The sequence below is a fragment of the Paenibacillus sp. LHD-38 genome (genome assembly GCF_031157315.1).
Taxonomy (GTDB): domain Bacteria; phylum Bacillota; class Bacilli; order Paenibacillales; family Paenibacillaceae; genus Pristimantibacillus.
Map to the genome: position 1 here is coordinate 1 of NZ_JAVIFU010000054.1, position 26,903 is coordinate 26,903.

The window sequence follows — 26,903 nt, forward strand, 5'->3', positions numbered from 1 at the left end:
AACGTTATACTATGCTTATATTTCACCGCGAAACGAGCTTTTGCCGCAAGGGCGGCTTCAGCCGTTTACGCTTGAAATATAAGAAAGTATAAATTTTAACGTTATACTATGCTTATATTTCACCGCGAAACGAGCTTTTGCCGCAAGGGCGGCTTCAGCCGTTTACGCTTGAAATATAAGAAAGTATAAATTTTAACGTTATACTATGCTTATATTTCATCGCGAAACGAGCTTTTGCCACCAAGATGGCGTCAGCCGTTTACGCTTGGATAGCGAGGGCATTTATGTTTATTTATACGTACGCATGTCATGAGGATGAGGCTGCCTTGTGCGGGCTTGAGCTGCAAACCTTGTTCGGCCAGGCGGCAGCCAGGGGAGTGATTCGCAGTCCGTATGCCATATCCGTCCACCGCAGTCCGTTCATCAAACGGCGGATTGAGGTTACGCATCAAGCGGATAGCTTAGAGGAGCTCATCCTTCAACTGCCGTCAATTGATCTAAGTAACCGAACGTTCAAGGTGTTGTTCACGCAAGGGGATGAGGCGTTCGCCTACGATGAACAGAGGCAGCTCGAGAGGGCTGCCGGAGCGGTCATCCGGGGTAAAGCAGACATGCGCAAAGCAGAACGGCTCTTTGGTTTAACGAAGCATCAGGGCAGCTGGTTTTTCGGATTGCTTGAGGAGAACAGCGCGGCTTGGCTCAAGCATCAGAACAAGCCGCAAAATTATTCGACGGCGCTTCCGACTAGAGCAGCGAGGGCGATCGTTAACCTTGCAGCGGGGCGCTCTCCGGAGGAGCTGCAGCTCATCGATCCCTGCTGCGGAATGGGCACTGTCCTCATTGAAGCATTGTCGATGGGGATTCGTATTCAGGGGGTGGATATTAATCCGCTTGCCGTTAAGGGAGCGAGGGTCAATCTCGCTCATTTTGGTTATCCTAATCAGGTGAAGCTCGGCGATATGCGGCTCCTTGAGGGGATGTACGATGCGGCAATTGTAGATATGCCATACAATCTATGTTCTGTTTTGCCGGAGAACGAGCAGCTTGTTATGCTGGAAAGCATAAAAAAATGGGCAAAGCGAGCGGTTATCGTGACGACGGAACCGATCGACCGGCAGCTGCGGCAGGCAGGTTGGCGGATAACAAATAACACAACCCTGAGCAAAGCCTCTTTTACCAGATATATAAGTGTAGTAGAATAAGAATATGTAGTGCATGAAGTGAGGTGAACCTATGTCTACAATCGAACAAAATGAATCTGCAGAGCAGCCGAAGAAGCTGACTCAAGCAGAGAAAGCGAAGCAGCTGCTCGCTCAGAAGAAGCAATCGAAAGCTGGAGGAGCTCCAGGCCAAACGCATCTTTCTACCGGGACGCAGGCACTGAAGAGCCAAAACACGAAGAAGGTAAACAATCAGCGTAAAAAAATGGGTGTATAGCTGTTAAAGTCGGTTAGTTAGATGCAGCAATAATCAAAGAAGAGCGCCGGCTAACAACAGCCTGGCGCTCTTCTTTTTAAATATATAAGAATTTATAAGTTATCACTTATAAACGTGCTTATATATCTCCGCGAAACGAGCTATTGCCGCCAAAGGACGGCTGCAGCCGTTTACGCTTGTAAATATCATAAATATGCAAGAATGAAATTTGCGGTAAACCCACATAATGAATATAAAGTTACGGGTTGAAAATCATAAGATTGAGCGACACAAGTTAATGTTTATTTTGGAGGGAATCGTTATGACGGCGACCAAACCATCACGAATGAATATCTATTTGCTTGCCGGTATCGCAACATCCAACAGTATTTTTACCGAATGCAAAATAAAGCTTGAAAAGCTGTTTCAATCTGACGGCGTGGAGCCCGACATTCATGTCATTTTCCCCTATGGCGACGCCAGCCGCAGTTTGGTCCGGCAGGTGCTTGAGGTAAAAAGCGATTTATCTAATCGTTTAACGGCAGGAAGAATCGGCGGGCAGCATGCGCTTGGGAAGATTAAAGAGACATTGACCAATGAACGCATTCTCCTGATTGGGCACAGCGGCGGCGGAGCGGCTGCCTATCAAGCAGCGAAAATGCTGTATGAACAAGAAAAGATCGAGGATTTCCGCATCGTGCAGGTCGGCTCGCCAAGAACCCCAATTGAGCCTAAGCTTCAGGACCGCGTCAGTTATTTTCATTCAATCGACAGATTGGGTAATCCAAATGATCCAATTAGCCGGATCGGCACCTGGGGCGGCTGGAGCAGAGATCGCTTTACGATGCCAAGATGGAACCGCATGAAGTATGCGCCTGGTTATGTTGAGGGTATCCCTACGGTAGGAGGACATGCCGATTATTTTCGCCATACGCAGGACTATGCCGACCAAGAGGCCATCTGTAATTTGGATAAAACGGTTGACCGTGTGCGCGGCTGGTTGAAAGGATGGGTATGATCCTATACACTAAGAAGAAAGTATGCGGCCCGAAGGAATAAGGGTTCATGCTTACGACTTAGGAGGTGAGCCAGTGGCAAATACCCATACGTACTCCAGAAAAGAAGAAATAGCTAACGCTGTCACCCATGGTATCGGAGCTGGTCTTAGCGTAGCCGCGCTTGTGCTGTTGATTGTATTCGCAGCATCGAAGGGGACGGGTCTTCATGTGGTTAGCTTTACGATATATGGAACGGCAATGCTGCTGCTGTATGCAGCTTCTACACTCGTTCACAGCTTCCCGGAGGGAAAGGCGAAGCGGGTATTCGAATCGCTGGATCACTCGTTTATCTATGTGTTTATCGCGGGTACGTATACACCGATTTTGTTCCACATCGTAAAAGGGACGCTCGGCTGGGCATTGTTTGGCATAGTATGGGGAGCCGCTCTCGTCGGAGTTATATTTAAAGCGTTTTTTGCATCGCGTTTTCTCTTCACGTCAACGATCATTTATATTGCTATGGGATGGATTATCGTTTTTGCCTGGAAGCCGTTGATCGAGCATTTGGCACCAGGCGGCATACAGCTGCTCGTTACCGGCGGTTTGTTATATACATTCGGTACGGTGTTTTATGTGTGGCGCGGTTTTCCTTATCACCATGCGGTATGGCATTTGTTTGTACTGGGCGGATCGATTGTCCACTTCTTTGCTATTTTGCTTTACGTGCTGCCGGCAAAATAAGGAATCCGCGTAAACAGCATAGCAAAAATAATTACGTATCCAAAAATAGTGAGGCAAATCTCATTCACCATGAATCCAGTTTCATGGAGGTAGAGATTTACTTCACTATTTTTTTTTCGAGGCATGCATTTAGAGATCAATCGCAGGGCACCATCCGGGAGGATCTGCGCAAATGGACAAAGCAAAAGAGGGATCCTCGTTTGCTAGATCGGCAAAGTAGCTTGATAAAATGTGATTGCCCGCGACGGAGCCCATCCGGAACGAGCGCTTAACTTCGCCTTTTACATGCATGTAGTAATACGTTTGTTTGGTTTTCGGGGATTGGTAAACGAGCGTTGGCAAATGCGGTACGATATCAAATTCATTTTGAAAGCGCCAGTGAGTTGCGATTGTTGCGTTATAGGTCGTCACAAACTTTGGATCGCCAATCCTGGGGGTCCCAAATGTATATACAATGGGGGACGTAAAAGCAGAATTGTTTGCCAGATCAATGGCCGCCAGCGTTGCTAGCGATCCGCCAAGGCTGTGCCCCGTAATGAACAATGGTTTATCGGAAGAAAGCTCTTTTAGTATATCGAGTATGCCGATGCGGGCGGACATATAAATGTCGGTAAACCCCTTATGGGTGAGGCCCGCGTTTTTGACGGGGCGGTATGCGGTCTGCTGAGCGATGAAATCGGATACCCAATCCACTGCGGAACCGCTGCCGCGAAAAGCAAGCACGGAGGCTCTCTCCGAAGTCAGCACAAAACCAAATCTCTCCGCGCTGTTATCATAGGCTTTTGCAGTAAATTCGCCGACTAGGCTGTAGCCCCGCGGTACAAGGAACAAACCGTCCTTGTTGTTGTACTGCATATAGGTTTGCCCGCAAACGGCTGCCAAAAACAGAGCTGTTCGCAGATCCAGCTCCTGTGGTGCTTGTGTGTTTCTCGAGTTTGCTCCCTTTGCTCCCATATCATCCCTCCGCTCATACGGCTCCGGCTGTACCGATGTAGTATTGTATGATGAACTGGGCTAATGGGTACCGGTGGATATAAAGTGGATATAAATGGACTTTATGATGGCAATCCAAGTATAATCGGGGAAGAAACCGATTCTGAAAGGGGATTCATTCATGACACTTCAAATAGGTATTGTGGGTACAGGCTGGTTTGGCATGATGCATGCAGAGAAGCTGGCCAAGCTGGACGGTGTGAATGTCGCGGCTTTCGTTGCGACGAATCAACAGAAAGCAGATGCGGCAGCGCAGCGTTTTGAGGGCGCCCGGGGTTATGATTCGATTCATCATATGCTTGATGACCGCAAGCTTGATGCTGTGTATGTATGTGTACCGCCGTTCGCGCATGGTGAAATCGAGTCAGCCTTGCTTGAGAGAAGCATTCCTTTCCTGGTGGAAAAACCGATCGGAGTAGATGAGCAGCTGCCGACTGCCATTTTGAAGGGCATAGAGGAGAAGCAGCTTATCACATCAGTCGGCTATCATTTCCGTTACATGGAGGGAACCGACCGTGCAAGAGAGCTTCTGCGCGAGCGTACAGCTTTAATGGCGCTTGGTTACTGGATGGGCTCCATGCCAGGGGTAAGCTGGTGGCGCAAGATGGAAGGATCGGGCGGACAGTTCGTTGAGCAGACCACCCATATCGTGGATTTGCTTCGTTATACCGTTGGTGAAGTAACAGAGGTTTATGCGGCGTACGGCGACCGTTACATGAGCATTGTCGAGGAAGGCATAACCGTTCCTGATGTGGGTACGGTAACCTTAAAACTAGCAGGGGGCGCAGTGGCGACGATTAGCAATACTTGTGCCATTCCGGCGGGCGATCGTGCCGGATTGCATATTTATACGAATAAAGGCGTGCTGGAGCTGGGGCATGGCGGATTGATTGATATGGAAGCGGGACGCAAAACGGAATATGTCAACCGAACCAATCCCTATGAGCTGGAAAACGATGCTTTTCTGCACGCGGTGAGAACGGGAGATACGTCGCGTATCCGTTCGAGCTATGCGGATGCGGTGCTTACGCATCGAGTTACAATTGCGGCAAACTTATCTGCGCGTTCAGGACAACCAGTCAAGCTGTAGGCAACGATTTAAACGAAGAAAAACCATCTTTACAGGTTATTAACCTGCATGGACGGTTTTTTTGTTTGCATGCTGATGAAATGGTTTACGGCATGTAAAGAATCGGATTAGTTTTTTTTTCGGCCTGAACGGGTTTTTGCTTGCGGCGGCGGTGTAGAAGCTGCTGCGGTAGACGTTCGTTCTGAACGGCTTGCCTTCATCCGATCTGAGCGCTTTCCCCTTGCAGAGGAGCCATCTGGTGCAATGATTTCATTTGGCGTACGCCCATTCAGTAAATCGCCAGTCCAGCCTTTCTTCCACAGCCAAATATACATGAAGAGAGTGATTATGCTAATGACCGCTATCATGGCCGCGAAACTCCATTTATAGTCCTTGAACGGCAGAATTTCGAAGTTGACCCCCCATATGCTGCCTATGATCGTAGCGGGCAGGAATAGGACGGTAAATATCGTGAGCGTCTTCATGATATCATTGCCGCGGAAGTTAGAGATGGCATCGTCCATGGAGATAAGGGTATCAATCTCAAGCGCGTAATGCTTGAGCAGAGCATCGATTCGCTCAAGTTTATGGGTGATTCGCTGAAAGCTGTCAACATCGGTAAGATCATTCATGAAAGCTTCTTTTGCGGCGCTGTGCACCTCTCGGATGGGGATAAAGAGATGGCTCCAATGCAGCAATTCATACCGTCTCTCGAAGATAATATCGATAAGACCGGTGCGGTTCTCTTGGCGCATCGTCGTTTCCAGTTCGCCAAGCCGCGTCTCAAAGCCGTCCAAGCCGGCATGAAAGGTATCCAAAACGATGCTAAGCATAATGAAAAACGCTTCAGGGGCGGTCGCGCAGCTGTCGAGCTTTGAAGTATGCTGAGCGGATTGCAGCCTAAGCGGAAGGCGCATATCCTCATGCATCGTCAGCAAGCGGTCCTCGGTCAGCCAAAAATGAAAGGGCTGAACATCTGCTTGATCATCGGTTATTTGAAACATGAGTGTGCCGAAGAGCAGCTTCTTCGAATGAGAAGCATCACCTACCGAAATCATGTTTGTCCGTCTGCCGGAACATTCATCAATCCAAGAAGCGCATTCCGGAAAAAGATGCTTTAGCTCATCCGTGTGCTGCTCAGCAGCATCCTGCTCTTTTCTCGTAATGGCTTTAACGGCTCTTTGCTCTTCGCGTGAAGCATTTGTATGTTTTTGTGCATCTTTTCTGCTTGGCAAGGGTTCATTTCTTGGGGGTTGCTGCCTTGCTTGCTGCAGTACATGCCATTCCCATCCTGCGGGATAGCGAAGCATCCGATGGATCATCGCTTTGCCTCCTGCTTGTCCGAATTTCCAATATCTATTCCTTCATCATACCGTGAACTGCATTGATGCACAACCTAATCGTCAGATTAGGCAAAACCATCATAAATTCAAGCTGCCATTCTACAAAATGCGACTTATTCCGTCAAAAACAGGGCATACCAAGATTAGCTTGAAGCATGAACAGCATATGTATTTCTGTTTGTATCCAGGAGGTAAAGTCGATGGCTAGAAAAATTGGTATTTTTGAAACCGAACAGCAAGCAATTACGGCGATAGAACAACTCGAGCAGGCTGGCTTCGTCCAGGGCGAGCTAAAAGTGCTTGCCAAGGATTCCGAGCATTCCAGGCGCATAGAAGCGGAGAGCGATGTCCATGTTGACGAGCTCAGAGAGCTTGAATCTACGTCAGATCATGATGGATCAGGCAGCTTTGGAATGGCCGCTGCTACCGGTTATGCCGGCGTCGGCACAAATGCCGTTTACGGGATAACGGGTTATGGAGCGGCGCCTTATGCCGTGGGAGGCAATCCTTTTGCGGCTGCCATATTGTTTAATGAGGATGAGCACAGCAGCAGTTTGCATGCGCTCGGACTTGACGATGACGAAGCGCAAGTGTGCAGCAAAGCGCTGCAAAGCGGTTCTTTAATCGTCATCGTTGAAACCGATGAGAGCAAGTCGTTGTTTGATAAGGAAGGCGGACCTGATTTGTCGCGCCTCGGCGCGGCAGAGGCCGTTTTTCGTGAATGTAACGCCTCAATAATTGCATCCGGTGCATAAGAGTCATTGTTAAGGATGCAAAAAAGAAGTCTCATTTATTACGCAAGTTGTTTCTTGCGGCTAGATGAGGCTTCTTCTTATTTATCCAAGCACGTCTACATGCATGCAGGCTGTCTCTAGACATTAGTCAGGGATTTACGGTCTAGCTTAACGATATCGATTAAAGGATGTTTATCGCCAAAAATCAGATCGCGTACAATATGGGCAGCAATCATACTGTATACGGTTCCGTTGCCCCCGTAGCCTAAACAGTAATAGACGTTCTTCCAAGCAGGATCGGCACCGATAAAGGGTAGATTGTCACATGATTCCCCAAAAGTAGCGCTCCATTCAAATTCAATTGGCGCCTGAAGCTCGGGAAATAGCGTTTTTAGCTGTTCATGCAGCTTCTCGCTTCGTTCTTGCCTTTGCTTTTCACTGTGGAGAGGCTGCTCGATATGCTCATCCAAGCCGCCAAGGACTACGCGTCCATCGAGTGTCGTACGCATGTATAAATAGGGGCGAGCGGTTTCCCACACTAAAAAACGCTCGTGCCAGCTTTGAAGATTACACTGGATACCGGTTACGAGCGCGAAGGAGCGGCTCATCTCTGCTTTGATTAGCTTGCCGCGAAGCTCCTCAGGCTCGTAGCCGACCGCGTAAACCACATGTTCGGCTTCTATCTCATAACCATCCGCAGTGCGAAGGCGGTGAATACCGCTTGGCAGTGTATCATGCGCCACAATATCAGTTTGCTCAAATATCTCAAGCCCGGCATCGGCTGCGGCGTTAGCGACTCCGTTTACAAATTGATAGGGATTTACCTCTGCATCGCCATGTGTAATGATCGCACCAGGCTTCCGGAATGGGAAATGTTTCTCGATTTCATCAGGGGACCAGTATTCAACATCAAGTCCACATGTTTTCAGTGCCTCGTACTCTTTTTTTAGCTTCGGCAAGTCTTGTTCGGTCGATGCGAAAAAGAGGCTGCTTCTTCTTCTAAAGCCGACATCCTCGGATAGAGATTCGGCCGCTTTTTCAATCAAATGGACAGCATCCCTGCATGCCCTATAAAAACTTTGAGCGTCACGCTCTCCGATTTGGTCGATTAAGTCGCATAACATGATATCGTTTGAAAAATGCAGCAGACCGACATTTGCGGAAGTGCTGCCGCCTGACACTTGTCCCCGTTCTGCCATCAACACGGATAGGCCGCTGTTAATAAAAGTGGATGCGCAAATACTCCCCGACATACCGCCGCCGATGATGGCAACTTGTGTTTTTTTGTTCTCCCGCAGTGGTGCATATTCCCTTGTACTGTCTAATGTATCCGGCCAATATAAGTTGCCGGTATATAGCTCCTTCATTGGTCATCACTCCCTTAGATAGTATTACCCGCTTTTAGGAATATGAAGCGACGGAAGGCCGATACTAATGCATGCAGGTTAAATGGTAAAATTATTCCTCAAGGTTCCGCATCGCTTCGCGATATGCCGTTGGCGATTGTCCGTGAAAACGGCGGAATTGCTTCGAGAAATAAAGCGCGTCCTGCAGTCCGACAGAGGCGGAGATCTGTTCAATCGTAAGCTCGGGACGTTCGCGCAGCATCTGCCGCGCTTTGTCGATTCGCAGTTGAAGGAGGAATGTTACAGGGGATACGCTGGTCCGCTGCTTGAACAAGCGCGACAAATAGGCCCGGTTATAACCAAGTGATTCCGCCATTTGCGCAATAGAAACCGGATGGGCATACTGCGTGGACAAGTAATGGACAACCTGCCGGAACAGATGGTCGCCCTCTGCCTGCGCGGTGCGCGGCGAGCTTCCGCTTTGTGAATGCAATAATGTTTTGTATTCGGCCAGCAGCAAGTGCAAATAGCCGGCCGCCTTCATATCCGCCGCGATACCGCCGCGCCTGAAGGTCTCGAATATTTGACGAAACAAGGCACTGGTGCGCCGTTTATCCGGAGTAAACACAACCTGCTGCCCGGCAGTAAAGCCGGATGCGGAAACGAGCTCGGCCGCTTGCGTTCCATTAAAAGCGACCCAGCGGTACCGCCAAGGCAGGTCGTTGTCCGATTCGTAGCTGATCAGCTGCTCCGGCTCAATCAGGAAAGTGTGGCCGGCACGGAGCTCATGCCTATTGCCGTCGCAAATAAAAAGCCCCTTGCCCTCGAGCACGGTATGCATTAAATAAAAATCATACACCTTTGGGCCAAGCCGGTGGAGGGGTTTGGTTTGGCTCTCGCCGGCAAACAGCACATTCAGCCGCGCTTTCTCGCTGCCGTCAATGACCGGATTGGAGGCCACCTTATACATATCCTGCTGCATTTTACATTACACCTGCTTTATATTGAAATGATAATGCGAACAATTGCATAGTTTTCACTATCATAGCATGTCCTCTGACCAACAGAGAAGTCACATTAATCCATATAAAAAGCACTTGCCGCCATTTCGTTTTACAGCGGGTTCCCTTATACTGAAGTTGAAATCAAAACAAACTAAATTGATAAAAAGGAACGTGATAGCAAATGGCAAACATTGACGCGCTAACACAGCAATTCATACAGCAATACGGCGGAGAAGCGGGCGACATTGCCGTATTCCATGCTCCGGGCCGTGTAAACCTGATCGGGGAGCATACAGATTATAACGGAGGTTATGTTTTCCCGGCTGCACTAACCTTCGGTACGACTCTGCTTATCCGCAAGCGTCCAGACAACCAGCTTGGACTTGCGACAACGAACTTCCCTTCCTCGAAAAGCTTCTCGCTGGATGCGATTGTTTATGATGAGGCTGACGACTGGATGAACTATCCAAAAGGAATCGTATATGAGCTTCAACAAAGCGGCGTGCAATTCACTAGCGGCTACGACTTGCTATACCATGGCGAGATTCCGAACGGAGCTGGACTTTCCTCCTCTGCTTCCATTGAAGTTGTAACGGCGTACGCGCTTCAAACGCTGGAAGGCCTAGAGACAGACAAAGTGAAAATCGCTTTGCTTTCGCAAAAATCCGAAAATGAATTTAACGGCGTGCAATGCGGCATCATGGATCAATTTGCAGTAGCAAACGGCAAAAAGGACCATGCGATTCTCTTGATGTGCGATACGCTCGAGTATGATCTTATTCCTTTTGACGCAGGCAAATATAAGCTTGTCATCGGAAATACGAATAAACGCCGCGGTCTTGTTGATTCCGCATATAACGAGCGTCGTGCACAATGTGAGCAAGCGGTTCAGGATTTGCAAGAAGCGTTCCCCGAGCTTACGCTGCTCGGACAAATCAGCCTTGAGCAGTTCAATTCAGCTAAACATTTGATTAAGGATGAGACCGTACAAAAACGCGCTCAGCATGTCGTGGAAGAAATCGACCGCGTTCTGCAATCGATCAAAGCTCTGAAAGCAAATGACCTGGCTCAATTCGGCCATTTGATGAACGGTTCCCATGATTCATTGCGCGATCTGTATGAAGTAACAGGCGCAGAACTGGATGCGATGGTTGCGGCGGCTCGTCAAGTGCCGGGCGTGCTTGGCTCCCGTATGACGGGCGCGGGCTTTGGCGGATGCACGGTTTCGCTCGTGCATGAAGACAGCGTAGAAGCGTTCCAAGAAGAGGTAGGCCGCAAATACAACGAAGCGACAGGCTTAACGGCTGACTTCTACGTTTGCACCATTGGTAACGGCGTAGAACGTCTCGTATAAATCACTTTATTTCAACAGCAACCATATGGAGAGGGGAAATGAAAGATGGCAGTTTTAGTGACAGGCGGAGCAGGTTATATTGGCTCGCATGCCGTAGCGGCTTTACAGGAGCGCGGAGAAGAAATCGTTATCGTCGACAACCTGCAGCAAGGACATCGCAGTGCATTGCTTGGAGGGAAGCTTTACGTGGGAGACCTTCGCGATGCAGCTTTCATGGATACGGTTTTTAAAGAAAATGAGATCGATGCAGTCATTCATTTCGCAGCAAACTCGCTTGTGGGCGAGAGCATGAAGGACCCTGGGAAATATTATCACAACAACGTATTCGGTACGCTATGCCTGCTTGAGAAGATGAACGAGTATAATGTTCGCAAAATCGTATTTTCGTCCACTGCCGCAACTTACGGCGAGCCGGAAAACGTGCCAATCGATGAGTTTGACCGTACGCTTCCGACCAATGCTTATGGCGAAACGAAGCTGGCAATGGAAAAAATGATGAAATGGTTCGATGTTGCACATAACATCAAGTTCGTTTCCCTTCGCTACTTCAATGCAGCCGGCGCGCATGAAAGCGGCAAAATCGGCGAGGACCACAGCCCGGAAACGCATTTGATTCCAATCGTGCTCCAAGCAGCGCTTGGTCAGCGTCCGCATATTTCCGTCTTCGGGGAAGATTACGATACACCGGACGGCACTTGCATCCGCGACTATATCCATGTAAGCGACTTGGCTGACGCGCATGTGCTGGCTGTGGACCGCCTTCGCAGCGGCGCGGACAGTGCTGTTTACAACCTGGGTAACGGAACGGGCTTCTCGGTCAAACAAGTCATCGATATTGCCAGAGCCGTAACCGGAAAAGAAATTCCTGCCGTATTTGAGGCTCGCCGCGCAGGCGACCCGGCTACGCTTGTCGCTTCGTCTGATCGTGCCCGCAAGGAGCTGGGCTGGAATCCGAAACGCGATAAACTCGAGGACATTATAAGAAGCGCTTGGAGCTGGCATGAAGCGAATCCAAACGGTTACAACGACTAAGGTTACCCGCTTAACCGAAAGGGGCTACATCCATTGGCAAAAGAACAACTAGAGATATCAGCTAACGACGCGCTGATTCTAATCGAAAGATTGCTGCAGTTCGCTGTGCAGCGTAAGCTGCTGGCCGATCAGCTGGATACGCATGCAGCCAGAAATGAGCTGCTTGATTTGTTTGGCTTTACGGAAGCTTTCGAGGGGAATGTAACCGAGGAGCATCTGGAGAGCGCGGTTCCGCTGCTGGAGCAGCTGCTCGATTACGGTTATGCAATCGGATTGATCCCAGACAACATTACAACATACCGCGACCTGCTTGATGCCCGCATCATGGGTTATTTATTGCCGCGTCCATCCGAAGCGAGCGCTGCATTTCAGCGTTTAACTAAGGAAGAGGGGCTAAAAGCAGCCACAGATGCCTTCTACAATCTGAGCATCGACTCGAATTATATTCGAATGGACCGCATACGCAAAAATTTGTACTGGCTCCATGAGACGGAGTTCGGCAAACTCGAAATCACGATTAACCTTTCGAAGCCGGAGAAAGATCCGAAGGAAATTGCCTTGCTCAAAACGATGCCGCAGGCGAAATATCCGAAATGCTTGTTATGCGTCGAAAACGTAGGATACGCGGGACGTCCGGATCATCCTGCGCGTCAAAACCTGCGTGTATTGCCGCTGACGCTGCAAGAGGAGCAGTGGTATTTTCAATATTCTCCTTATGTGTACTACAACGAGCACAGCATTATTTTCAAAGGCGTGCACGAGCCGATGGTTATATCCCACTCGTCCTTTGCAAGGCTGCTCGATTTTGTTGAGCAATTCCCGCATTATTTTATCGGCTCTAACGCCGATTTGCCGATCGTTGGCGGCTCGATTCTAAGCCATGACCATTTCCAAGGCGGCCGTCACGTGTTTCCGATGGAGGCTGCCTCCACTGATGTCTTATTTGTTGATCCGAAGCTTCCAGGCGTTCGCTTTGGTATCGTGAATTGGCCGATGTCTGTCGTCCGGGTCAATGGCACGTCAAAGGCAGACGTACACAGCGCGGCATGCCGACTGCTGGACGAGTGGCGGGCTTATAGCGATGCTGCGGCAGATGTGCTTGCTTTCACCAAAGAAGCGGACGGTAAGCTAACGCCTCACAACACCATCACGCCTATTGCAAGGCTGCGTGATAACGGCGAATATGAGGTCGATTTGGTGCTGCGCAACAACCGTACAAGCGAAGAACATCCGGATGGCATTTTCCATCCGCATCAGCACTTGCATCATGTTAAGAAAGAAAACATCGGGTTAATCGAAGTTATGGGGCTTGCGGTGCTGCCAGGGCGCTTGAAGGATGAGCTTGAGCAAATCGCAGCGTATTTGACAGGCGAGGCAGTAGCTACTTCCGCTGAACTTCAGGCTGATACGCGTCCGCTTCATAAGCATGCGGACTGGCTCTTGTCGCTTATCGAGCGCTTTGGCACGGCTAATACAGCGGAGCAAGCCAAAACAATCGTAGAGTCTGAAACAGGCGGCAAGTTCTTGGAGGTGCTGAAGGACGCAGGGGTGTACAAGCGTACAGCAGACGGCGCTGCAGCATTCGAGCGGTTCTTGACGACAATACGGCTTCAGAGAGCATAGTATAAAAGAACCTTCATTTGCGCTAGATGATCAGCGGCGGAATGGAGGTTTTTATTATTTTATAAGAATGAGCCAAAACGCTTAATAAACATGGAATGTGAAATTATATTAATTTGTAAAGTGACAAAATTTATGGTATTTTTTATATGATAAACAAAGCTATATGAATAATTATTTTTATAACTCTATAAACTAATTATCGGAGGGGTCATGATGTCCGAAAAAATGCTGCCGCTAGACGATTTTTTGCAGCTGAGCACAGACGAGCAGGTAGAGAAGCTTAAGCGTTGGAAGATGGACTATACGCTTAAAGATATTCGAGAGGCTTGGAATTTTAAACATTCCGCGCAATATTACATGCTGCTGAAGAAGCTGCGCATTTATGAAAGAGTCGTAAATAAATCAGATAAATTTTATCCCGTACAGGAGCAGCTGATCGCCAGGGCAAATGCGGGCGGAGATCGCGGCTGGGCAGGGCAGAATGCTTATTCGGATCGGAAGCTGCCGGCAGATAGTTTTGACTATCACTTGAATACGACGTTAAGCGGCCCTGAACTCGCAGACAAGCTGGAGAGAATCGCACATTTCCTTAAAGGCGAGCATAAAGAAGTATCGATTAAGCTGTCTATAGAAGCTGCGGAAGTGGAAGCCGAAGAACAGGATTAATAGCTGTAAAAGCAAAAAAAGAACCGAGCTCGGCGAAGATGCCAGGCTCGGTTCTTCTTATGTTGGAAAATGAAAATTATTGTCTGATACTGGAATATTTTGCTTTAAAAAAATATTATTGTATACGCAGCTTGCCAAGCTCGGACACAAGAGCTTCAACCTCGCTGATGCTAAACTTTTCCTTGGATGCGACGACTTCGTACAGGTCTCTTATATCCTCATATTTGGCAAGGTCGAAGTTAGATGCCTGCATAGCTGCGGCGGAAGCCATTTTAAGCTTTGTTTTGATAACCTCAATCATAAATTCGACATTTTCTTGAGTTTGCAAGTCTAAATTAGTCATGGAGTGCCTCCTGAATTTTTTATGAGCCGTAAGCGGCCTCGGGGGAAATAAGCATATTCGGACATGTTGCTTTGCTGCAATTGTAACATGTTTCAAAAGGGAATGACCACAAATTGAACAGTAACTTAAAATTGGATACAATTAATAGTAGAATGACAAAGTAATCAATCACAGGGCAGGTGCAAGGCGACGGAACAGCTAACGAAAAGTGAAATAGATCTATTTCTTGAGGCAGTTGCAAATAAGCATCAAGATCGAAGCCGCATTGCATTTGTTTGTATTGGCAGCGACCGTTCAACCGGCGATTCCTTTGGTCCTCTTGCAGGAAGCCTGCTTAAGGACCGCGGCTGGCCGAATGTCATCGGGACGCTGCAGCAGCCTTGCGATGCGCATGCCGTAGAGCACGCGGCACTTGAGATACCTAAGGAATGTACGATCATCGCTATAGATGCTTGCCTTGGAAAACCAGGCTCTATTGGACGCTGCCTAGTGTCGGAGGGCCCGCTTCAGCCAGGGAAAGCCATCGGCCGCAGATTGCCGGCAATTGGAGATTACAGTATAGCCGGCGTAGTGAATGCAAATGGCCCAAAGGCCTATTGGATGCTGCAAACGACGTCGCTTTATCAAGTGATGCGTATGGCAAACGAGGTAGTGAATGCAATCGAAGCAGCTTGGAGCAGCTACATAGATGATGCGACATCAGTAAATCCTGAATTACAAATCCCGGTTTTGTAAAGGAGAATGCAGCAAATGGGCAACGAAGAATTAGGTAATGTGGAGTCAATCGCGCAGCGCAAGCTATTTTTGAATAACGGAGTAGAACTGGCTTATTATGATTCCCACCCGCATGACGGCGGAGCAGCGGACGGTATTTCCGAGGTTGTAGTTTTGCTTCACGGGTATTGCGGCAGCTCTGCGTATTGGGAGAGCATCGTAGAGGAGCTGGAACAATCGGTACGCATTATTGCGCCTGACGCGCGCGGACATGGCAGAAGCTCTGCGCCAACCGATGAGGTCTACACGATGGAAATGTATGCAGAGGATATTGCCGAATTGCTGATCAAGCTGCAAATTCACAACGCGGTGCTGCTCGGTCACTCTTTAGGCGGTTATATCACTTTGGCATTCGCAGAGAAATTTGCGAAGAAGCTCTCGGGCTTCGGTCTCATTCATTCGACAGCGCTCCCGGACAGCGACACAGCGAAGGAAAACCGGGATAAGGCCGTTGCGGCATTAGAGCAAAACGGTGTTCAGCCATTCGTAGACGGGCTTATTCCTAAACTCTTTGCCCCGGCTAACGTCGAAGCTTTGCAAGGCGAGGTTGAACGCGGCAAACGAATCGGCTACGGCACAGCTCTGCAAGGCGCGATCGCCACGGCCAAAGGGATGAAGGCCCGGCCTGACCGCAAGCATATTATCGAGCAGGCTGAGCTGCCCGTGCTGCTGGTAGCAGGCGCCAATGATAAAGTCATTCCGCTGGAGAGTGCTTTTGCGGCAGTGAACGGTTCAACAACAAAGGTAGAACTAGGCAGCTCCGGCCACATGGGAATGGTGGAGCAGCCGAAGGAGCTGATCACAGCGATCGTCAGCTTCGTGAATGCAAAGCAGTAACATGCAGGGAGAGGGGAAACGATATGTTTCAACGCGATTACTTCATGCGGATGATTGAGCAAATGACGGAAGCGGTCGGCCAAATTTTGAATCTGAGGCGAGAACGAAAGCATGAGGACGCGCTGCTTTTCATAGACGAGCTGCTGGATAAAAAATTCCGTCTGAGCAGCAAGCTCATTCGTTCCTTATCAGACGACGATTTGATGAGGATGATGACGACGAACGGTATATTGGAAACCGATCATTTGCAAGCAATCGCTATCTTGATGAAGCATGAGGCTGAGCTGAATGCGGAGCTGGGCAAGGAGGACGAGAGCTTCATTGCCAATCTGAAGTCTCTCCATCTCTTTTTGCGGTTATCGCTTGTTGGCGCGGAGCCAACGCTCGCGGAGCCTCGCTTGCAAATCAAGGAGCTGCTGGAGCGGCTCCTGCCATATGAGCTTCCGAGGCAGACCAAGCGGTTGCTTACGGATTGGCATATGGAGGAGGGCCGTTATGATTCCGCCGAGAATCTCATGCATGAGCTGCTCGAGGATAACGGACTTGGCCGGGCAGAGGCAGAGGAGCTTTACAGCCGAATGCTGCTGCAGGCGGATGAACGGCTTGAGGCAGGCGGGCTGCCCCGCGAGGAAATCAAGCAGGGCCTAGAAGCTTTATCAAACAAGTAAATATGACTTTAGACTAAGCGTAAAACGGTAAAACGGTATGCTTAGCTTCAATAAAGGCCTAGGAGTGAAGATGCGCATGACGGAACAATGGCGGCAAGACATCTCAAAATGGATCAGCGGCAAAGAGCTGCTGCAGGCAACGCTAAGCCAGCCTAAGCGGAAGGACGGTACCGTGGCACCCAAAACGGTCATCCGTCCAATCGAGATGAAGAGCGGACTCTTTTATCAATTTGAATATCATTTTGCGAATAAAGTTACGCATGACAATATTGAAGGGACAAAGGCTGCGGAGAGAGTCATTGACCTGCTGCAGGAAAATTACCGGCAAGCTCTTGTGAAAACGCCTGAGGCTGATGTCCAGCTGCTCTTTAATAAGAAAGGCAAAGCAGCCGTGCTGAAGAAGCCTCCTACAGGGGATTCAAAAAAGGGAGTCCAGCAGCATAACAGGCAAAAACAGCGCGTGCTCGCGGAAGGCAAAGCTGCGCCGTTCCTTGTCGAGCTGGGCATCATGACGCCTGAGGGCTTGGTCCATGCGAAAAAACAAGATAAATACAGGCAGATCAATCGTTTCCTGGAGATGGTTACGGATGTACTTGCGTACTTGCCGACGGACAGGGAGCTTACAATCGTTGATTTTGGCTGCGGTAAATCGTATTTGACGTTTGCGCTTTACCATTTGCTTGCAGTAGAGCAGCAGCGGAAAATTAATATTATCGGTCTCGATTTAAAAGCGGATGTCATCGCATTCTGCTCTGAGCTTGCGGAGAAGCTCGGTTACGATAAGCTGCAATTTCTTGTTGGCGACATTGCCGAATATGAGGAGCTGCAAGCTGCTGATATGGTCGTCACCCTGCATGCATGCGATACAGCCACGGATGCGGCTCTTGCCAAGGCGGTCAACTGGGGAGCCTCGGTTATTATGTCTGTTCCGTGCTGTCAGCATGAGCTGTTCAAGCAGGTCGATAACGATGTACTCTCGCCGCTTTTGTCGCAAGGCTTGCTGAAGGAGCGTTTTTCCGCGCTGGCAACGGATGCGGCACGCGGGACCCTGCTTGAGGTATTGGGTTACAAGGTGCAAATGCTAGAATTCGTAGATCCGGAGCATACGCCCAAAAATCTGCTTATTCGTGCCGTTCGTTCGGAGCAGCAGGGGATTTCTATGAAAAAATGGGAGCAGTACGAGCAATTCCGCCAGTTTCTGAATATCTCGCCGTCACTTGAGCAAATGCTCGCTGAGCGTTGGCCGAATGCTATCTCTAAATAATGGTTATTAAGACGATTGTTAAACTTTGAGTTTTTTGATGTTAAGTAATTGTCGATATAATTAACATTTGCTACAATGGAAGAAGATGGCTATCAAATGAATGGGTGAACCGTAATGGAATGGATGATCTGGCTAGACTTTAGTATGTTTCTAGTGCTGCTCGGCTTGTTTTTCTACGTGTTTGCCACAAGCACCGTTACGGTCCTGCATCGCATTTACCTTTCTTTACATATCGTTTTTATGAGCTGGACGTTCTCTCAATTCGTTTACCAGACAGTTACCGCAACGGCCTTCAAACTATTCTACCTCTCGGTTTCATACATAGGGCTTTCCTTGCTTGGCATTGGCTGGTTTGCTTTTATCCTTTTTCTTACCGGCCAGTCGTATGTGATTCGAAAGAGCCGGTTGTTCATTTTAGCAATACCTGCTCTTACATCCGTAGCAGCAGTCGTCATCAACCCAAGCGGCATGTTTTTAAGTATCAATGAACGGCTCAGCCCGATGAAGCAGCTTCAGCATGGGCCGTTATATTGGATTATGATTGTCCAGCTGATTCTTTATATGGTAATCTCGTTCACGATCATGTTTTACAAGCTGCGGGGTGAAAATTCGGTTAGGCAGCGTACTTTAATCAAGACAGCAATAACCGGCATGTTCGTGTTGGTTTCGTTTGCTATCGCTGATTTGATTGTCAATATTTTTCTCATAGAGGAAATGAATCGATATGTTCCGCTTATTTCAGTCGGCATGGCGCTTGCAGCTGTCTATCTGGTTCATGCCATCAGAAGGAATAAAGTACTCGACATTATTCAAACGGTCCAAAGGGACGTTATGAATACGATGTCGATGGGCATTATCGTATTGGACGAAAATGATATCATCATAGAAGTGAATAAAGTGATCAAGCCGATCCTGCGGCTGCGCATAGGCGATAAATTTAATCCTGCCCTGCTTGGCCCGCAGTTCAAGGGAGAGGCATCAAGAGGGTTTACGGCTTTTTTCGAGGAGCAGCGTAAGCGGCCTATGGACAGGCATGAGATCGAAATTGCTATATCTTACGATAAGTACCGGCATATTATCGTTCAATCGGCTCCTATTCTGAATAATAAGAAAACACCGGTAGGAAGGCTGCTTACCTTCCAGGACGTAACCGAGCTCCGGCTGCTCGTAGAAGAGACAAATAACCAGAATGAACAGCTTCAGGATCGAAACCGCGATCTGCTTATTATGCAGGACGAGCTGTTTCAAGCGAATAAAAAACTGGAGCATATGGCGATTACCGACGGATTGACAGGCTGCTTCAACCGACGGTATTTGCTGCATCAGCTTGAGCTAGAGGTCGTTGCGAATATCCGCTACGGCATTCCCTTTTCAATCTTTTTATTTGATCTGGATCATTTCAAATCCATCAACGATAAGTACGGACATCTGGTTGGCGACGAAGTGCTTTGCGGCACGGTGGATGCAGTGCGGGGCTCGTTACGGTTTACGGATATTTTGGCCCGCTACGGCGGAGAAGAATTTACGGTGTATTTGCCGCATACAAACCGGGAACAGGCGGATCAAATTGCCGAGCTGCTGATGGAATCGGTTGAGCAGAACAAAATCAATATGGGGAACGGTGAAATGCCGGTCTCGGTAACGATAAGCATGGGCGTCATCTCCATTGAGCATTTTGAGCCATCAGACCTTGCGGACCCCAAAGCCTTTTTGCGGGAGCTGCTCGCGCAGGCGGATGCTGCGCTGTATGAAGCGAAATATAATGGCCGCAACCGGATTGTAAAACGAAAACTAGCCTAGTGGCCCGAACATGATGTTCGGGCTTTTTTTCAAAATATAGGAACTTATAAATTTTAACCTTATACGATGCTTAAATTTCACCGCGAAACGAGCTTTTGCCGCCAAGGACGGCGTCAGCCGTTTACGCTTATGCGGTCTGCATAGTCAGTAGGGGATAGTTCTGCTAAAATAGATGCTATCCGGTTACAATCGCTAAACTATCGAAGGCGGGAACTAATCTAATGAGAAAAGTGCAAATTGGAATGGTCAAGCCGGGAGACAGAGTGGCTAAACCCATTTTCCAAGAAAACGGCAACGTACTTCTGGGAGAAGGGGTAGAGCTCAATGATCGTTACATCGATCGATTGCATAACTTGGGCATTGATTTTCTATTCATAGAGGATGGCTTAACGGCGGATCTTATTCCCGAGGACACGATCAGAGATGAAACGCGCAAGCAAGCGGTCGATACCATTTATAAAACGATGAACTCCTTCAAAGACCAAAACGTATCAAAAGGCCGGACGATCGCACCCGACATGGGCCGGAATTTCCGGGCGGTGTTCGGACAAATCATGCAGGACCTATCTTCAAGACCAAATATGCTAGTTAATTTAACGAGTATTCATGCCATGGACGGCTATTTGTTTCAGCATTCCTTTAATGTTGCGGTGCTTGCAGGCATCATGGGCATAGCAAAAGGCTTTAACCGTAATCAGCTGGAAGAGCTGGGCATTGGCGCTCTCCTCTTCGATATCGGGATGACAAAGGTTCCGCAGAAGCTATTGAATCATACGGGAGCCTTATCGGCAGAGGAACGTACTATCATTCAAGGCCATGCGAAGGACGGCTTCGATATTTTGCGGAAGTATCATGATATATCGATCGTATCCGCGCATTGCGCGCTGCAGCATCATGAGCGCTTTAATGGTTCGGGCTATCCGCGCGGGCTCAAGGAAAGTGAAATTCACATGTATGGTCAAATCGTCGGCTTAGCGGACACGTTTGATGCGTTAACTTCCCCGCGGCCGTACCGGAAGCGTTATACGGCGAGCGAAGCCATCGAGTTTCTGTTTGCCGCAGGAGGTACTTTTTTTGATCATGAGCTTATCAAGCTCTTTTGTCGACATATATCGATTTATCCGGTGGCCACCTCGCTCCTGCTCAGTACCGGGCAGGTCGGTGTCGTATCGGAAAATAACGAGCTTGCCGTTCATCGTCCGCGCGTGCGCATCATCATGGAGCCCGATGGCACGATGCCGGCCTCGCCCTATGAGATCGAGCTGAAGGACGAGCTGTTTATTACCGTCGTCAAAGAGCTATAAAGCTTTCGCCGGTTAGATTAGGCATTTCATATAGGAGCCTGACCATACCAAATCTTCGATTCTCGCATATTTTAATATAAATGCGGGAAGGAGTGAAAGTATGGCAAATCGAGTAGTACCCCCTCTATTTAATCCTAAAAACGTAGATAAAATACTACTAAATAAATCAAGTGCCCGCAGAATTCAAAGCGGTCCTACATTTAATCGCTTGACGGTATTATGGGTTGACGGCAGCGGTGTTCCATTCAATACAACAGGCTTTAACGCAGCTTTGTATAGAGGCAGTACGCTTATTCAAACCGCGGCTTTTGATCGTTTCGGCGTCGTGTTTTTTAGTTTGATAACGACATTAACGACCACGAATTATACCATTCAGGTATATGATAGCTTTGGCAGAGTCTATCGCACCAAATCGATACCGGCGGGCGTAGAAGCGTTCTCGGTTATCGGCTAACCAAAGGAACTTGGAAACCTTCCAAATCGGCGGCTGCATGCTGTCAGAGCGGAAGGTTTCTTTTTGCAATAATGGTAGACTTGCTTTATATCTGGTAGCGTTTAAGGTAAAATGATGAGAAAAAGAGCCAGTAGGGGATGTGAGTTCACTTATGGGATCATTACAGCACCACAAGCTCTCCAAGCTCGAAGTGCTGCGAAGAGTACTATTTATTACGCTCGGCGCTGCGCTGGTCTCGGTTGGATTGGAAATCTTTCTTGTACCAAATCACATTATTGATGGCGGTATTGTCGGTATATCGATTATGTCTTCCCATTTATCCTCATTACCGCTCGGTCTTTTTCTTTTTTTATTGAATTTGCCTTTTTTGTTTCTCGGGTATAAGCAAATCGGAAAAACCTTCGCGATTTCGACCTTATACGGCGTATCGGTGATGTCACTCGGAACGTTTTTGCTTCATCCGGTGCCGCCGCTTACGGTAGAGCCCTTTTTGGCCGCTATTTTTGGCGGCGTGATTCTGGGCATTGGAGTCGGTATGGTCATTCGTTTCGGGGGCTCGCTTGACGGCACCGAGATCGTTGCGATCTTGTTTAATAAGAAGCTTCCGTTTTCTGTTGGCGAGACGGTAATGTTTTTCAACTTATTTATTCTCGGCAGCGCTGGTTTTGTATTCGGCTGGGACCGGGCAATGTATTCTCTTATCGCGTATTACATTGCTTTCAGAATGATTGACATCACCATCGAGGGCTTTGACGAATCCAAGGCGGTATGGATCATTAGCGAGGAATCGAAAGAGATCGGCGCAGCAATCATGAGCAGGCTGGGACGCGGCGTTACTTATTTGCATGGGGAAGGCGGCTTCACGGGCGGCAGCAAACGCGTTATTTTTTGTGTCATTACGCGCCTGGAGGAAGCAAAGATGAAGTCTATCGTACATGAACTCGATCCCGTGGCGTTTCTCGCTGTCGGCAATATTCACGATGTGAAGGGCGGACGGTTTAAGAAACGGGATATTCACTAATGATGATAGTAGTCCTTATGAACAGATGACGAGGCCGGATCAGCTTGCAGCGAGCGGCAAACTGAGGCTTGGATGAAGGAGAACTGCATGTTGGATGAGTTTGCGAGTATTCATCATTGGACGGCGGCTCGGCAGGAGAGCAAATGGCAGCAGCAGCTCGGCGTGATTACGGGTATAGGCGACGATACCGCTGTCGTGGATCCTGCTTCCGCGGAGGATGGCGTAGCTGCTCCGAAGCGGCTGCTGCTGGCGGTCGACACGATGGTGGAGACCGTCCACTTTAAACAGTCGACGATGCGGGACGAGGATGTCGGCTATAAGGCGCTTGCGGCGAACATTAGCGACATTGCCGCGATGGGGGGCGTGCCCTTGCATGCGCTCGTCTCGGTCAGCGTACCGGCCGCGTACACGCCGGAGCGGATGCGGAGGCTGTACGATGGGCTGTACGAGTGCGCCGAGCGCTATGGGGTTGCGATTGCAGGCGGCGATACGACGTCGACGCCGGGGCAATTGGTTGTCGCGGTAACGGTGACGGGAACCGTTGAAGCGGGACGTGAGCTGCTTCGCTCGGGCGCGAAGCCGGGCGATGCGGTGTTTGTGACCGGCGCCATCGGGATGTCGGCGGCGGGCTTGCACGCGCTGCTGGCGCAGGAGGAGCGTGCAGGTGAGACGCTGTATCCGGCTGATTTCAGCGGTGAGCCGGAGGCGTCGATCGTGCTGGCGCATCAACGGCCGAGTCCGTCGGTGCGTGCCGGGCGGCTGCTGCTTTCGCGCGGAAGCTGCCGCTCGCTAAACGATGTTAGCGACGGGTTGGCGAGCGAGGCATGGGAAATTGCGGAATCCTCGGGGCTGCGCCTTGTGCTGAGGGAAGCGCAGTTGCCGAGAAGCGGAACCTTGGCAGCTTATGCGTCAAAGGTGGGCATCGATCCGCTTGATTGGATGCTCTATGGCGGCGAAGATTATGTATTGCTGGGAACGATGGCTTCCGAGGATGCGGAATTCATGCGAGCTGCTTTTCATCAAGAGGGCCTGCCGTTTTTTATTATCGGGGAAACCGAGGAGGGCGAGCCCGGAGTAGAGCTCATACGCTATAATCAGGTTTATAAGTCCCCTTCGGAGAAGAGAGTAAAACTTAAGAAGCGCGGATACAATCATTTTTCGTGATGAACGGGTGAATAGAATATGCAGCAACAGATAAACCAAGCCACATGGCTTACGCAAACGGAGCAAGACACGGTAGCCTTGGCTGAGCAGCTTGCTGCTTGGGTAAAACCGGGCGCAATACTTGCGTTGGACGGCGATTTAGGCGCAGGCAAAACGCGATTTTCGCAAGCCTTTGCCAGAGCAATCGGCGTAAAGGGAATCGTAAATAGCCCGACCTTTACCATTATAAAAGAATATGAAGGGGAACAGCTTCCCTTTTATCATATGGATGTATACAGGCTGTCGCTGGAGGAAGCGGACGAGCTTGGTTTGGACGATTATTTTTATGGCGACGGGGTAACGATCGTAGAGTGGGCAAGCTTGATTAAAGAGCTGCTCCCAACTGAGCGGCTGGAGCTGTATATCGAGCACCTAGGTGATGAAAAACGGCGTATACTGCTAACAGGCTATGGCGAAATTTACGCAAGCTGGTGCCGTGCAGTAAGCGAGATAGGAGCAGGCAGATGAAAATCGAACAGAGGCAAGAAGGAACCATTTTGGCTTTAGATACGTCAACGGCATCGATGGCTGCCGCAATTGTAAGCGGTCAAGAAGTGCTTGCTGAAATACAAACATTGGCTGAGAGAAATCATTCGGTTCACGTAGTTACGCATATTAAGGAAATGCTGTTGAAAAGCGGGATTAGCGATTCAGACATCGAGGCAATCGCTGTAGGAAACGGACCTGGCTCCTATACAGGAATGCGTATTGCGGTGTCCGTAGCCAAGACGCTTGCTTGGGTTTGGAACAAACCGTTAATCGGCGTATCCAGCCTAGAGGCGCTTGCTTATGGCGCTTGGCACCAGCATTCGGAGAAGCAAGCGGAGTTAGATAATACGCTGGATGGCGAACACTGGATACTTCCGATTATGGATGCACGGCGAGGGCAGGTTTACTCCTCCTGTTTTTCGATGACCAATAGGACAGAGTGGAGCCGCTGGCTTGATGATGGCGTGCGTCTTATGAAGGACTTTGTGGATCAGCTGGAGCAGCGATTGGCAGAGCAGAAGGGCAAGGTTCGAAGCATCTCGCTAGTGGGGGAGTTGTCTCTTCATGAGCAAGAGGCGGCGCGCTTGCAGCAGGTTGGCGAGTCCGCAGGCGCAGCGGTTCGGCTCCAGCCATTTATCCAAGAGGGACAGTGGGTAGCAAAGCTTGGCCGTATTAGACTTGAAGCAGGTCTGGTAGAGGACCCGCATACTTTTATTCCTAACTACACACAGCTTACCGAGGCTGAAGTCGTTTGGAAAGCGAAGCAGGCAGGTGAAGCGAAGGTATGAAGGTAGATGTGAATGAGCTCATTTACCGTGCCATGACGATGGCGGATATTCCTGCTATCGTTGATATCGAGCATGAAGCCTTCACGAGTCCTTGGACAGCGGAGGCATTTACGAATGAGCTTATGAATAACTTATTTGCCCGTTATATGATCATGGAATACGAGGGCCAAATCATAGGCTATGGCGGCATGTGGGTCATTATGGACGAAGCGCATGTGACGAACATCGCGGTAAAAGCTGATTTTCGCGGGCAAGGGCTCGGGAGCTGCTTGCTTGCCGAGCTGCAGCGGACGGCGGTTTTTTTTGGCGCAGTCAAAATGACGCTGGAGGTTCGTCCCTCCAATGAAATTGCCCAGCAGCTGTACCGTAAATACGGTTTTGAGCCGGCAGGAATTCGTCCGCGTTACTACTCGGATAACAATGAAGACGCGCTTATTATGTGGGCGGAGCTTGACCATGAGCGGTTGAAGACAGGGGAGCAATGAACGTGAGTCAGTCGGAACAGGCAGCTAGTACACAGTCGATGAATGATATTATTTTGGCAATAGAAACAAGCTGTGACGAGACATCGGCAGCCGTTATTCGCGGCGGCAAACATATTTTATCAAATGTGGTATCCAGTCAAATTGAAATTCATGAGCGCTACGGAGGCGTCGTGCCGGAAATTGCTTCGCGCAAACATGTGGAGTCGATCACGTTGATTATCGAGCAGGCTGTCAAGGAATCCGGGCTCACGCTAAAAGACATGTCGGCCATTGCAGTCACGCAGGGTCCGGGTCTTGTAGGCGCTCTGCTCGTTGGGATTGTGGCTGCAAAGAGCTTAGCGATGGCGCTGGATATTCCATTAATCGGCACGCATCATATCGCCGGACATATTTATGCTAACGAGCTTGTGCATGACATTGTATATCCATGTATGGCACTCGTGGTTTCTGGCGGTCATACGGAACTCGTGCTTATGGAGAGCGAAGGCGATTTTCAAGTCGTTGGGCGCACAAGAGATGATGCAGTAGGTGAAGCGTATGACAAGGTAGCGCGCGCTCTGCGTTTGCCCTACCCAGGAGGGCCGCATATTGACAAGCTGGCTGTCGAAGCCGAGGAAACGATTACTCTTCCGCGTGCTTGGCTGGAGCCTGACAGCTATGATTTCAGCTTTAGCGGTTTGAAATCTGCAGTGCTTGCCGTTATTAACCAGACAAGAATGAAGGGTCTGGAACTTAACGAAGCAGCGCTTGCACGCGGCTTTCAAGAGTCGGTTACCGAGGTGCTTGTTACCAAGGCGCTGCGCGCAGTTCGTCAATACGGCGCGAAGCAGCTGCTTTTGTGCGGCGGAGTGGCGGCTAACAGGGGCTTAAGAGCAGCTTTAACGGCGAAATGCGAGTCTGAACGTGTACCGCTGCTTATCCCGCCGAATACGCTTTGCACGGATAATGCGGCTATGATTGGTGCGGCAGCTTATCTAAAACTTAAACGGTCTGAATTTACCGATCTCGACATGAAAGCCGATCCAGGCTTTTCGCTGGAGAGCTGGTCTGTTAGCAAAAACAGTTAAAAAACATTTGGAAATGGAATTGACAGACTATTTATAAGAGCATATAATAAGCAACAATACTTCAAAACTTCAATCTCATACGTTACA

28 protein-coding genes are annotated in these 26,903 nt (G+C 49.2%); 23 read left to right on the forward strand and 5 right to left on the reverse strand.

Annotation, left to right across the window (positions count from 1 at the left end; translation table 11 throughout):
• The first annotated feature begins 284 nt into the window (after positions 1–284).
• The 4 genes from RCO25_RS29015 (at position 285) to trhA (ending at position 3,155) form a co-directional block, all read left to right on the forward strand.
• Positions 285–1,202: a TRM11 family SAM-dependent methyltransferase gene (locus tag RCO25_RS29015; RefSeq protein WP_308999562.1), complete on the forward strand. Its 918-nt coding sequence runs from the start codon at positions 285–287 to the stop codon at positions 1,200–1,202.
• A 31-nt stretch (positions 1,203–1,233) separates the two neighbouring features.
• A complete protein-coding gene (locus RCO25_RS29020) occupies positions 1,234–1,437 on the forward strand; it encodes a hypothetical protein (RefSeq protein ID WP_183562303.1) in 204 nt (67 codons plus the stop codon).
• A 301-nt stretch (positions 1,438–1,738) separates the two neighbouring features.
• The gene (locus RCO25_RS29025; RefSeq protein ID WP_308999563.1) at positions 1,739–2,434 is read left to right on the forward strand and encodes a lipase family protein; all 696 of its coding nucleotides are present in this window, start codon (positions 1,739–1,741) and stop codon (positions 2,432–2,434) included.
• 73 nt (positions 2,435–2,507) lie between these two features.
• Positions 2,508–3,155: a PAQR family membrane homeostasis protein TrhA gene (gene trhA, locus RCO25_RS29030; protein ID WP_308999564.1), complete on the forward strand. Its 648-nt coding sequence runs from the start codon at positions 2,508–2,510 to the stop codon at positions 3,153–3,155.
• A gap of 129 nt (positions 3,156–3,284) precedes the next feature.
• On the opposite strand, the gene RCO25_RS29035 is transcribed toward trhA, so the two are convergent.
• Positions 3,285–4,109, reverse strand: a complete 825-nt coding sequence (locus RCO25_RS29035; protein WP_308999565.1) for a lipase family protein — start codon at positions 4,107–4,109, stop codon at positions 3,285–3,287.
• A gap of 160 nt (positions 4,110–4,269) precedes the next feature.
• Between RCO25_RS29035 and RCO25_RS29040 the strand changes: the two genes are divergently transcribed.
• On the forward strand, positions 4,270–5,238 hold the full coding sequence (locus tag RCO25_RS29040; RefSeq protein WP_308999566.1) for a Gfo/Idh/MocA family protein: 969 nt from the start codon (positions 4,270–4,272) through the stop codon (positions 5,236–5,238).
• 107 nt (positions 5,239–5,345) lie between these two features.
• Here RCO25_RS29040 and RCO25_RS29045 read toward each other — a convergent pair whose 3' ends face one another.
• Positions 5,346–6,539 carry a magnesium transporter CorA family protein gene (locus tag RCO25_RS29045; protein WP_308999567.1) on the reverse strand — a complete coding sequence of 398 codons (1,194 nt, stop codon included), beginning with the start codon at positions 6,537–6,539 and terminating at the stop codon, positions 5,346–5,348.
• Between the two features lie 221 nt (positions 6,540–6,760).
• Here RCO25_RS29045 and RCO25_RS29050 point away from each other — a divergent pair, with 221 nt between their 5' ends.
• Positions 6,761–7,315 (forward strand): general stress protein, encoded by a 555-nt coding sequence (locus RCO25_RS29050; protein ID WP_308999568.1) that lies wholly within the window; start codon positions 6,761–6,763, stop codon positions 7,313–7,315.
• A 116-nt stretch (positions 7,316–7,431) separates the two neighbouring features.
• Here the strand turns inward: RCO25_RS29050 and RCO25_RS29055 are convergent, their stop codons facing one another.
• The gene (locus RCO25_RS29055) at positions 7,432–8,661 is read right to left on the reverse strand and encodes an NAD(P)/FAD-dependent oxidoreductase (protein WP_308999569.1); all 1,230 of its coding nucleotides are present in this window, start codon (positions 8,659–8,661) and stop codon (positions 7,432–7,434) included.
• 91 nt (positions 8,662–8,752) lie between these two features.
• Positions 8,753–9,622 (reverse strand): AraC family transcriptional regulator, encoded by an 870-nt coding sequence (locus RCO25_RS29060; RefSeq protein WP_308999570.1) that lies wholly within the window; start codon positions 9,620–9,622, stop codon positions 8,753–8,755.
• 203 nt (positions 9,623–9,825) lie between these two features.
• On the opposite strand from RCO25_RS29060, the gene RCO25_RS29065 reads away from it, so the two are divergent.
• From RCO25_RS29065 to RCO25_RS29080, 4 genes are all read left to right on the forward strand, one after another.
• Complete coding sequence (locus RCO25_RS29065; RefSeq protein WP_308999571.1) at positions 9,826–10,998, forward strand: galactokinase; 1,173 nt, start codon at positions 9,826–9,828, stop codon at positions 10,996–10,998.
• Positions 10,999–11,043: 45 nt separating this feature from the next.
• The gene (gene galE, locus RCO25_RS29070) at positions 11,044–12,030 is read left to right on the forward strand and encodes a UDP-glucose 4-epimerase GalE (protein ID WP_308999572.1); all 987 of its coding nucleotides are present in this window, start codon (positions 11,044–11,046) and stop codon (positions 12,028–12,030) included.
• Positions 12,031–12,063: 33 nt separating this feature from the next.
• Positions 12,064–13,653 carry a UDP-glucose--hexose-1-phosphate uridylyltransferase gene (locus RCO25_RS29075; RefSeq protein ID WP_308999573.1) on the forward strand — a complete coding sequence of 530 codons (1,590 nt, stop codon included), beginning with the start codon at positions 12,064–12,066 and terminating at the stop codon, positions 13,651–13,653.
• A 210-nt stretch (positions 13,654–13,863) separates the two neighbouring features.
• The gene (locus tag RCO25_RS29080) at positions 13,864–14,319 is read left to right on the forward strand and encodes a hypothetical protein (protein ID WP_308999574.1); all 456 of its coding nucleotides are present in this window, start codon (positions 13,864–13,866) and stop codon (positions 14,317–14,319) included.
• Positions 14,320–14,434: 115 nt separating this feature from the next.
• On the opposite strand, the gene RCO25_RS29085 is transcribed toward RCO25_RS29080, so the two are convergent.
• The gene (locus RCO25_RS29085) at positions 14,435–14,662 is read right to left on the reverse strand and encodes a DUF1128 domain-containing protein (RefSeq protein WP_308999575.1); all 228 of its coding nucleotides are present in this window, start codon (positions 14,660–14,662) and stop codon (positions 14,435–14,437) included.
• A gap of 213 nt (positions 14,663–14,875) precedes the next feature.
• On the opposite strand from RCO25_RS29085, the gene yyaC reads away from it, so the two are divergent.
• From yyaC to tsaD, 13 genes are all read left to right on the forward strand, one after another.
• Entirely contained in the window at positions 14,876–15,397 is a 522-nt protein-coding gene (gene yyaC, locus RCO25_RS29090; RefSeq protein WP_308999603.1) for a spore protease YyaC, read from the forward strand.
• Positions 15,398–15,412: 15 nt separating this feature from the next.
• Positions 15,413–16,273 carry an alpha/beta fold hydrolase gene (locus tag RCO25_RS29095; protein ID WP_308999576.1) on the forward strand — a complete coding sequence of 287 codons (861 nt, stop codon included), beginning with the start codon at positions 15,413–15,415 and terminating at the stop codon, positions 16,271–16,273.
• A 23-nt stretch (positions 16,274–16,296) separates the two neighbouring features.
• The gene (locus RCO25_RS29100; RefSeq protein WP_308999577.1) at positions 16,297–16,941 is read left to right on the forward strand and encodes a DUF6483 family protein; all 645 of its coding nucleotides are present in this window, start codon (positions 16,297–16,299) and stop codon (positions 16,939–16,941) included.
• Between the two features lie 70 nt (positions 16,942–17,011).
• Positions 17,012–18,205, forward strand: coding sequence for a class I SAM-dependent methyltransferase (locus tag RCO25_RS29105; RefSeq protein WP_308999578.1), 1,194 nt, complete (start codon positions 17,012–17,014; stop codon positions 18,203–18,205).
• Between the two features lie 114 nt (positions 18,206–18,319).
• Entirely contained in the window at positions 18,320–20,005 is a 1,686-nt protein-coding gene (locus tag RCO25_RS29110; RefSeq protein ID WP_308999579.1) for a histidine kinase N-terminal 7TM domain-containing diguanylate cyclase, read from the forward strand.
• Positions 20,006–20,226: 221 nt separating this feature from the next.
• Complete coding sequence (locus tag RCO25_RS29115; protein ID WP_308999580.1) at positions 20,227–21,309, forward strand: HD-GYP domain-containing protein; 1,083 nt, start codon at positions 20,227–20,229, stop codon at positions 21,307–21,309.
• A gap of 100 nt (positions 21,310–21,409) precedes the next feature.
• Positions 21,410–21,763, forward strand: a complete 354-nt coding sequence (locus RCO25_RS29120) for a hypothetical protein (protein ID WP_308999581.1) — start codon at positions 21,410–21,412, stop codon at positions 21,761–21,763.
• Between the two features lie 151 nt (positions 21,764–21,914).
• Positions 21,915–22,784 (forward strand): YitT family protein, encoded by an 870-nt coding sequence (locus RCO25_RS29125; RefSeq protein ID WP_308999582.1) that lies wholly within the window; start codon positions 21,915–21,917, stop codon positions 22,782–22,784.
• A gap of 87 nt (positions 22,785–22,871) precedes the next feature.
• Positions 22,872–23,948: a thiamine-phosphate kinase gene (gene thiL / locus RCO25_RS29130; protein ID WP_308999583.1), complete on the forward strand. Its 1,077-nt coding sequence runs from the start codon at positions 22,872–22,874 to the stop codon at positions 23,946–23,948.
• A gap of 18 nt (positions 23,949–23,966) precedes the next feature.
• Complete coding sequence (gene tsaE / locus RCO25_RS29135; RefSeq protein WP_308999584.1) at positions 23,967–24,455, forward strand: tRNA (adenosine(37)-N6)-threonylcarbamoyltransferase complex ATPase subunit type 1 TsaE; 489 nt, start codon at positions 23,967–23,969, stop codon at positions 24,453–24,455.
• Positions 24,452–25,264 (forward strand): tRNA (adenosine(37)-N6)-threonylcarbamoyltransferase complex dimerization subunit type 1 TsaB, encoded by an 813-nt coding sequence (gene tsaB / locus RCO25_RS29140; protein WP_308999585.1) that lies wholly within the window; start codon positions 24,452–24,454, stop codon positions 25,262–25,264. Before tsaE ends, tsaB begins: the two co-directional genes overlap by 4 nt.
• The gene (gene rimI, locus RCO25_RS29145; RefSeq protein ID WP_308999586.1) at positions 25,261–25,749 is read left to right on the forward strand and encodes a ribosomal protein S18-alanine N-acetyltransferase; all 489 of its coding nucleotides are present in this window, start codon (positions 25,261–25,263) and stop codon (positions 25,747–25,749) included. Before tsaB ends, rimI begins: the two co-directional genes overlap by 4 nt.
• Positions 25,750–25,751: 2 nt before the next feature.
• Positions 25,752–26,816 (forward strand): tRNA (adenosine(37)-N6)-threonylcarbamoyltransferase complex transferase subunit TsaD, encoded by a 1,065-nt coding sequence (gene tsaD, locus RCO25_RS29150; protein ID WP_308999587.1) that lies wholly within the window; start codon positions 25,752–25,754, stop codon positions 26,814–26,816.
• The last annotated feature ends 87 nt before the right edge of the window (positions 26,817–26,903 follow it).

What these genes read in the sequence shown, in the direction of transcription:
- RCO25_RS29050 (WP_308999568.1), top strand. Translation starts at nt 6,761, where the DNA reads ATGGCTAGAAAAATTGGTATTTTTGAAACCGAACAGCAAGCAATTACG.
- RCO25_RS29100 (WP_308999577.1), top strand. Translation starts at nt 16,297, where the DNA reads ATGTTTCAACGCGATTACTTCATGCGGATGATTGAGCAAATGACGGAA.
- tsaB (WP_308999585.1), top strand. Translation starts at nt 24,452, where the DNA reads ATGAAAATCGAACAGAGGCAAGAAGGAACCATTTTGGCTTTAGATACG.
- RCO25_RS29015 (WP_308999562.1), top strand. Translation starts at nt 285, where the DNA reads ATGTTTATTTATACGTACGCATGTCATGAGGATGAGGCTGCCTTGTGC.
- RCO25_RS29020 (WP_183562303.1), top strand. Translation starts at nt 1,234, where the DNA reads ATGTCTACAATCGAACAAAATGAATCTGCAGAGCAGCCGAAGAAGCTG.
- RCO25_RS29060 (WP_308999570.1), bottom strand. Translation starts at nt 9,622, where the DNA reads ATGCAGCAGGATATGTATAAGGTGGCCTCCAATCCGGTCATTGACGGC.
- RCO25_RS29080 (WP_308999574.1), top strand. Translation starts at nt 13,864, where the DNA reads ATGATGTCCGAAAAAATGCTGCCGCTAGACGATTTTTTGCAGCTGAGC.
- RCO25_RS29035 (WP_308999565.1), bottom strand. Translation starts at nt 4,109, where the DNA reads ATGGGAGCAAAGGGAGCAAACTCGAGAAACACACAAGCACCACAGGAG.
- RCO25_RS29095 (WP_308999576.1), top strand. Translation starts at nt 15,413, where the DNA reads ATGGGCAACGAAGAATTAGGTAATGTGGAGTCAATCGCGCAGCGCAAG.
- RCO25_RS29040 (WP_308999566.1), top strand. Translation starts at nt 4,270, where the DNA reads ATGACACTTCAAATAGGTATTGTGGGTACAGGCTGGTTTGGCATGATG.
- RCO25_RS29085 (WP_308999575.1), bottom strand. Translation starts at nt 14,662, where the DNA reads ATGACTAATTTAGACTTGCAAACTCAAGAAAATGTCGAATTTATGATT.
- RCO25_RS29055 (WP_308999569.1), bottom strand. Translation starts at nt 8,661, where the DNA reads ATGAAGGAGCTATATACCGGCAACTTATATTGGCCGGATACATTAGAC.
- rimI (WP_308999586.1), top strand. Translation starts at nt 25,261, where the DNA reads ATGAAGGTAGATGTGAATGAGCTCATTTACCGTGCCATGACGATGGCG.
- tsaE (WP_308999584.1), top strand. Translation starts at nt 23,967, where the DNA reads ATGCAGCAACAGATAAACCAAGCCACATGGCTTACGCAAACGGAGCAA.
- galE (WP_308999572.1), top strand. Translation starts at nt 11,044, where the DNA reads ATGGCAGTTTTAGTGACAGGCGGAGCAGGTTATATTGGCTCGCATGCC.
- RCO25_RS29115 (WP_308999580.1), top strand. Translation starts at nt 20,227, where the DNA reads ATGAGAAAAGTGCAAATTGGAATGGTCAAGCCGGGAGACAGAGTGGCT.
- RCO25_RS29105 (WP_308999578.1), top strand. Translation starts at nt 17,012, where the DNA reads ATGCGCATGACGGAACAATGGCGGCAAGACATCTCAAAATGGATCAGC.
- RCO25_RS29120 (WP_308999581.1), top strand. Translation starts at nt 21,410, where the DNA reads ATGGCAAATCGAGTAGTACCCCCTCTATTTAATCCTAAAAACGTAGAT.
- RCO25_RS29045 (WP_308999567.1), bottom strand. Translation starts at nt 6,539, where the DNA reads ATGATCCATCGGATGCTTCGCTATCCCGCAGGATGGGAATGGCATGTA.
- RCO25_RS29110 (WP_308999579.1), top strand. Translation starts at nt 18,320, where the DNA reads ATGGAATGGATGATCTGGCTAGACTTTAGTATGTTTCTAGTGCTGCTC.
- RCO25_RS29125 (WP_308999582.1), top strand. Translation starts at nt 21,915, where the DNA reads ATGGGATCATTACAGCACCACAAGCTCTCCAAGCTCGAAGTGCTGCGA.
- RCO25_RS29065 (WP_308999571.1), top strand. Translation starts at nt 9,826, where the DNA reads ATGGCAAACATTGACGCGCTAACACAGCAATTCATACAGCAATACGGC.
- thiL (WP_308999583.1), top strand. Translation starts at nt 22,872, where the DNA reads ATGTTGGATGAGTTTGCGAGTATTCATCATTGGACGGCGGCTCGGCAG.
- RCO25_RS29025 (WP_308999563.1), top strand. Translation starts at nt 1,739, where the DNA reads ATGACGGCGACCAAACCATCACGAATGAATATCTATTTGCTTGCCGGT.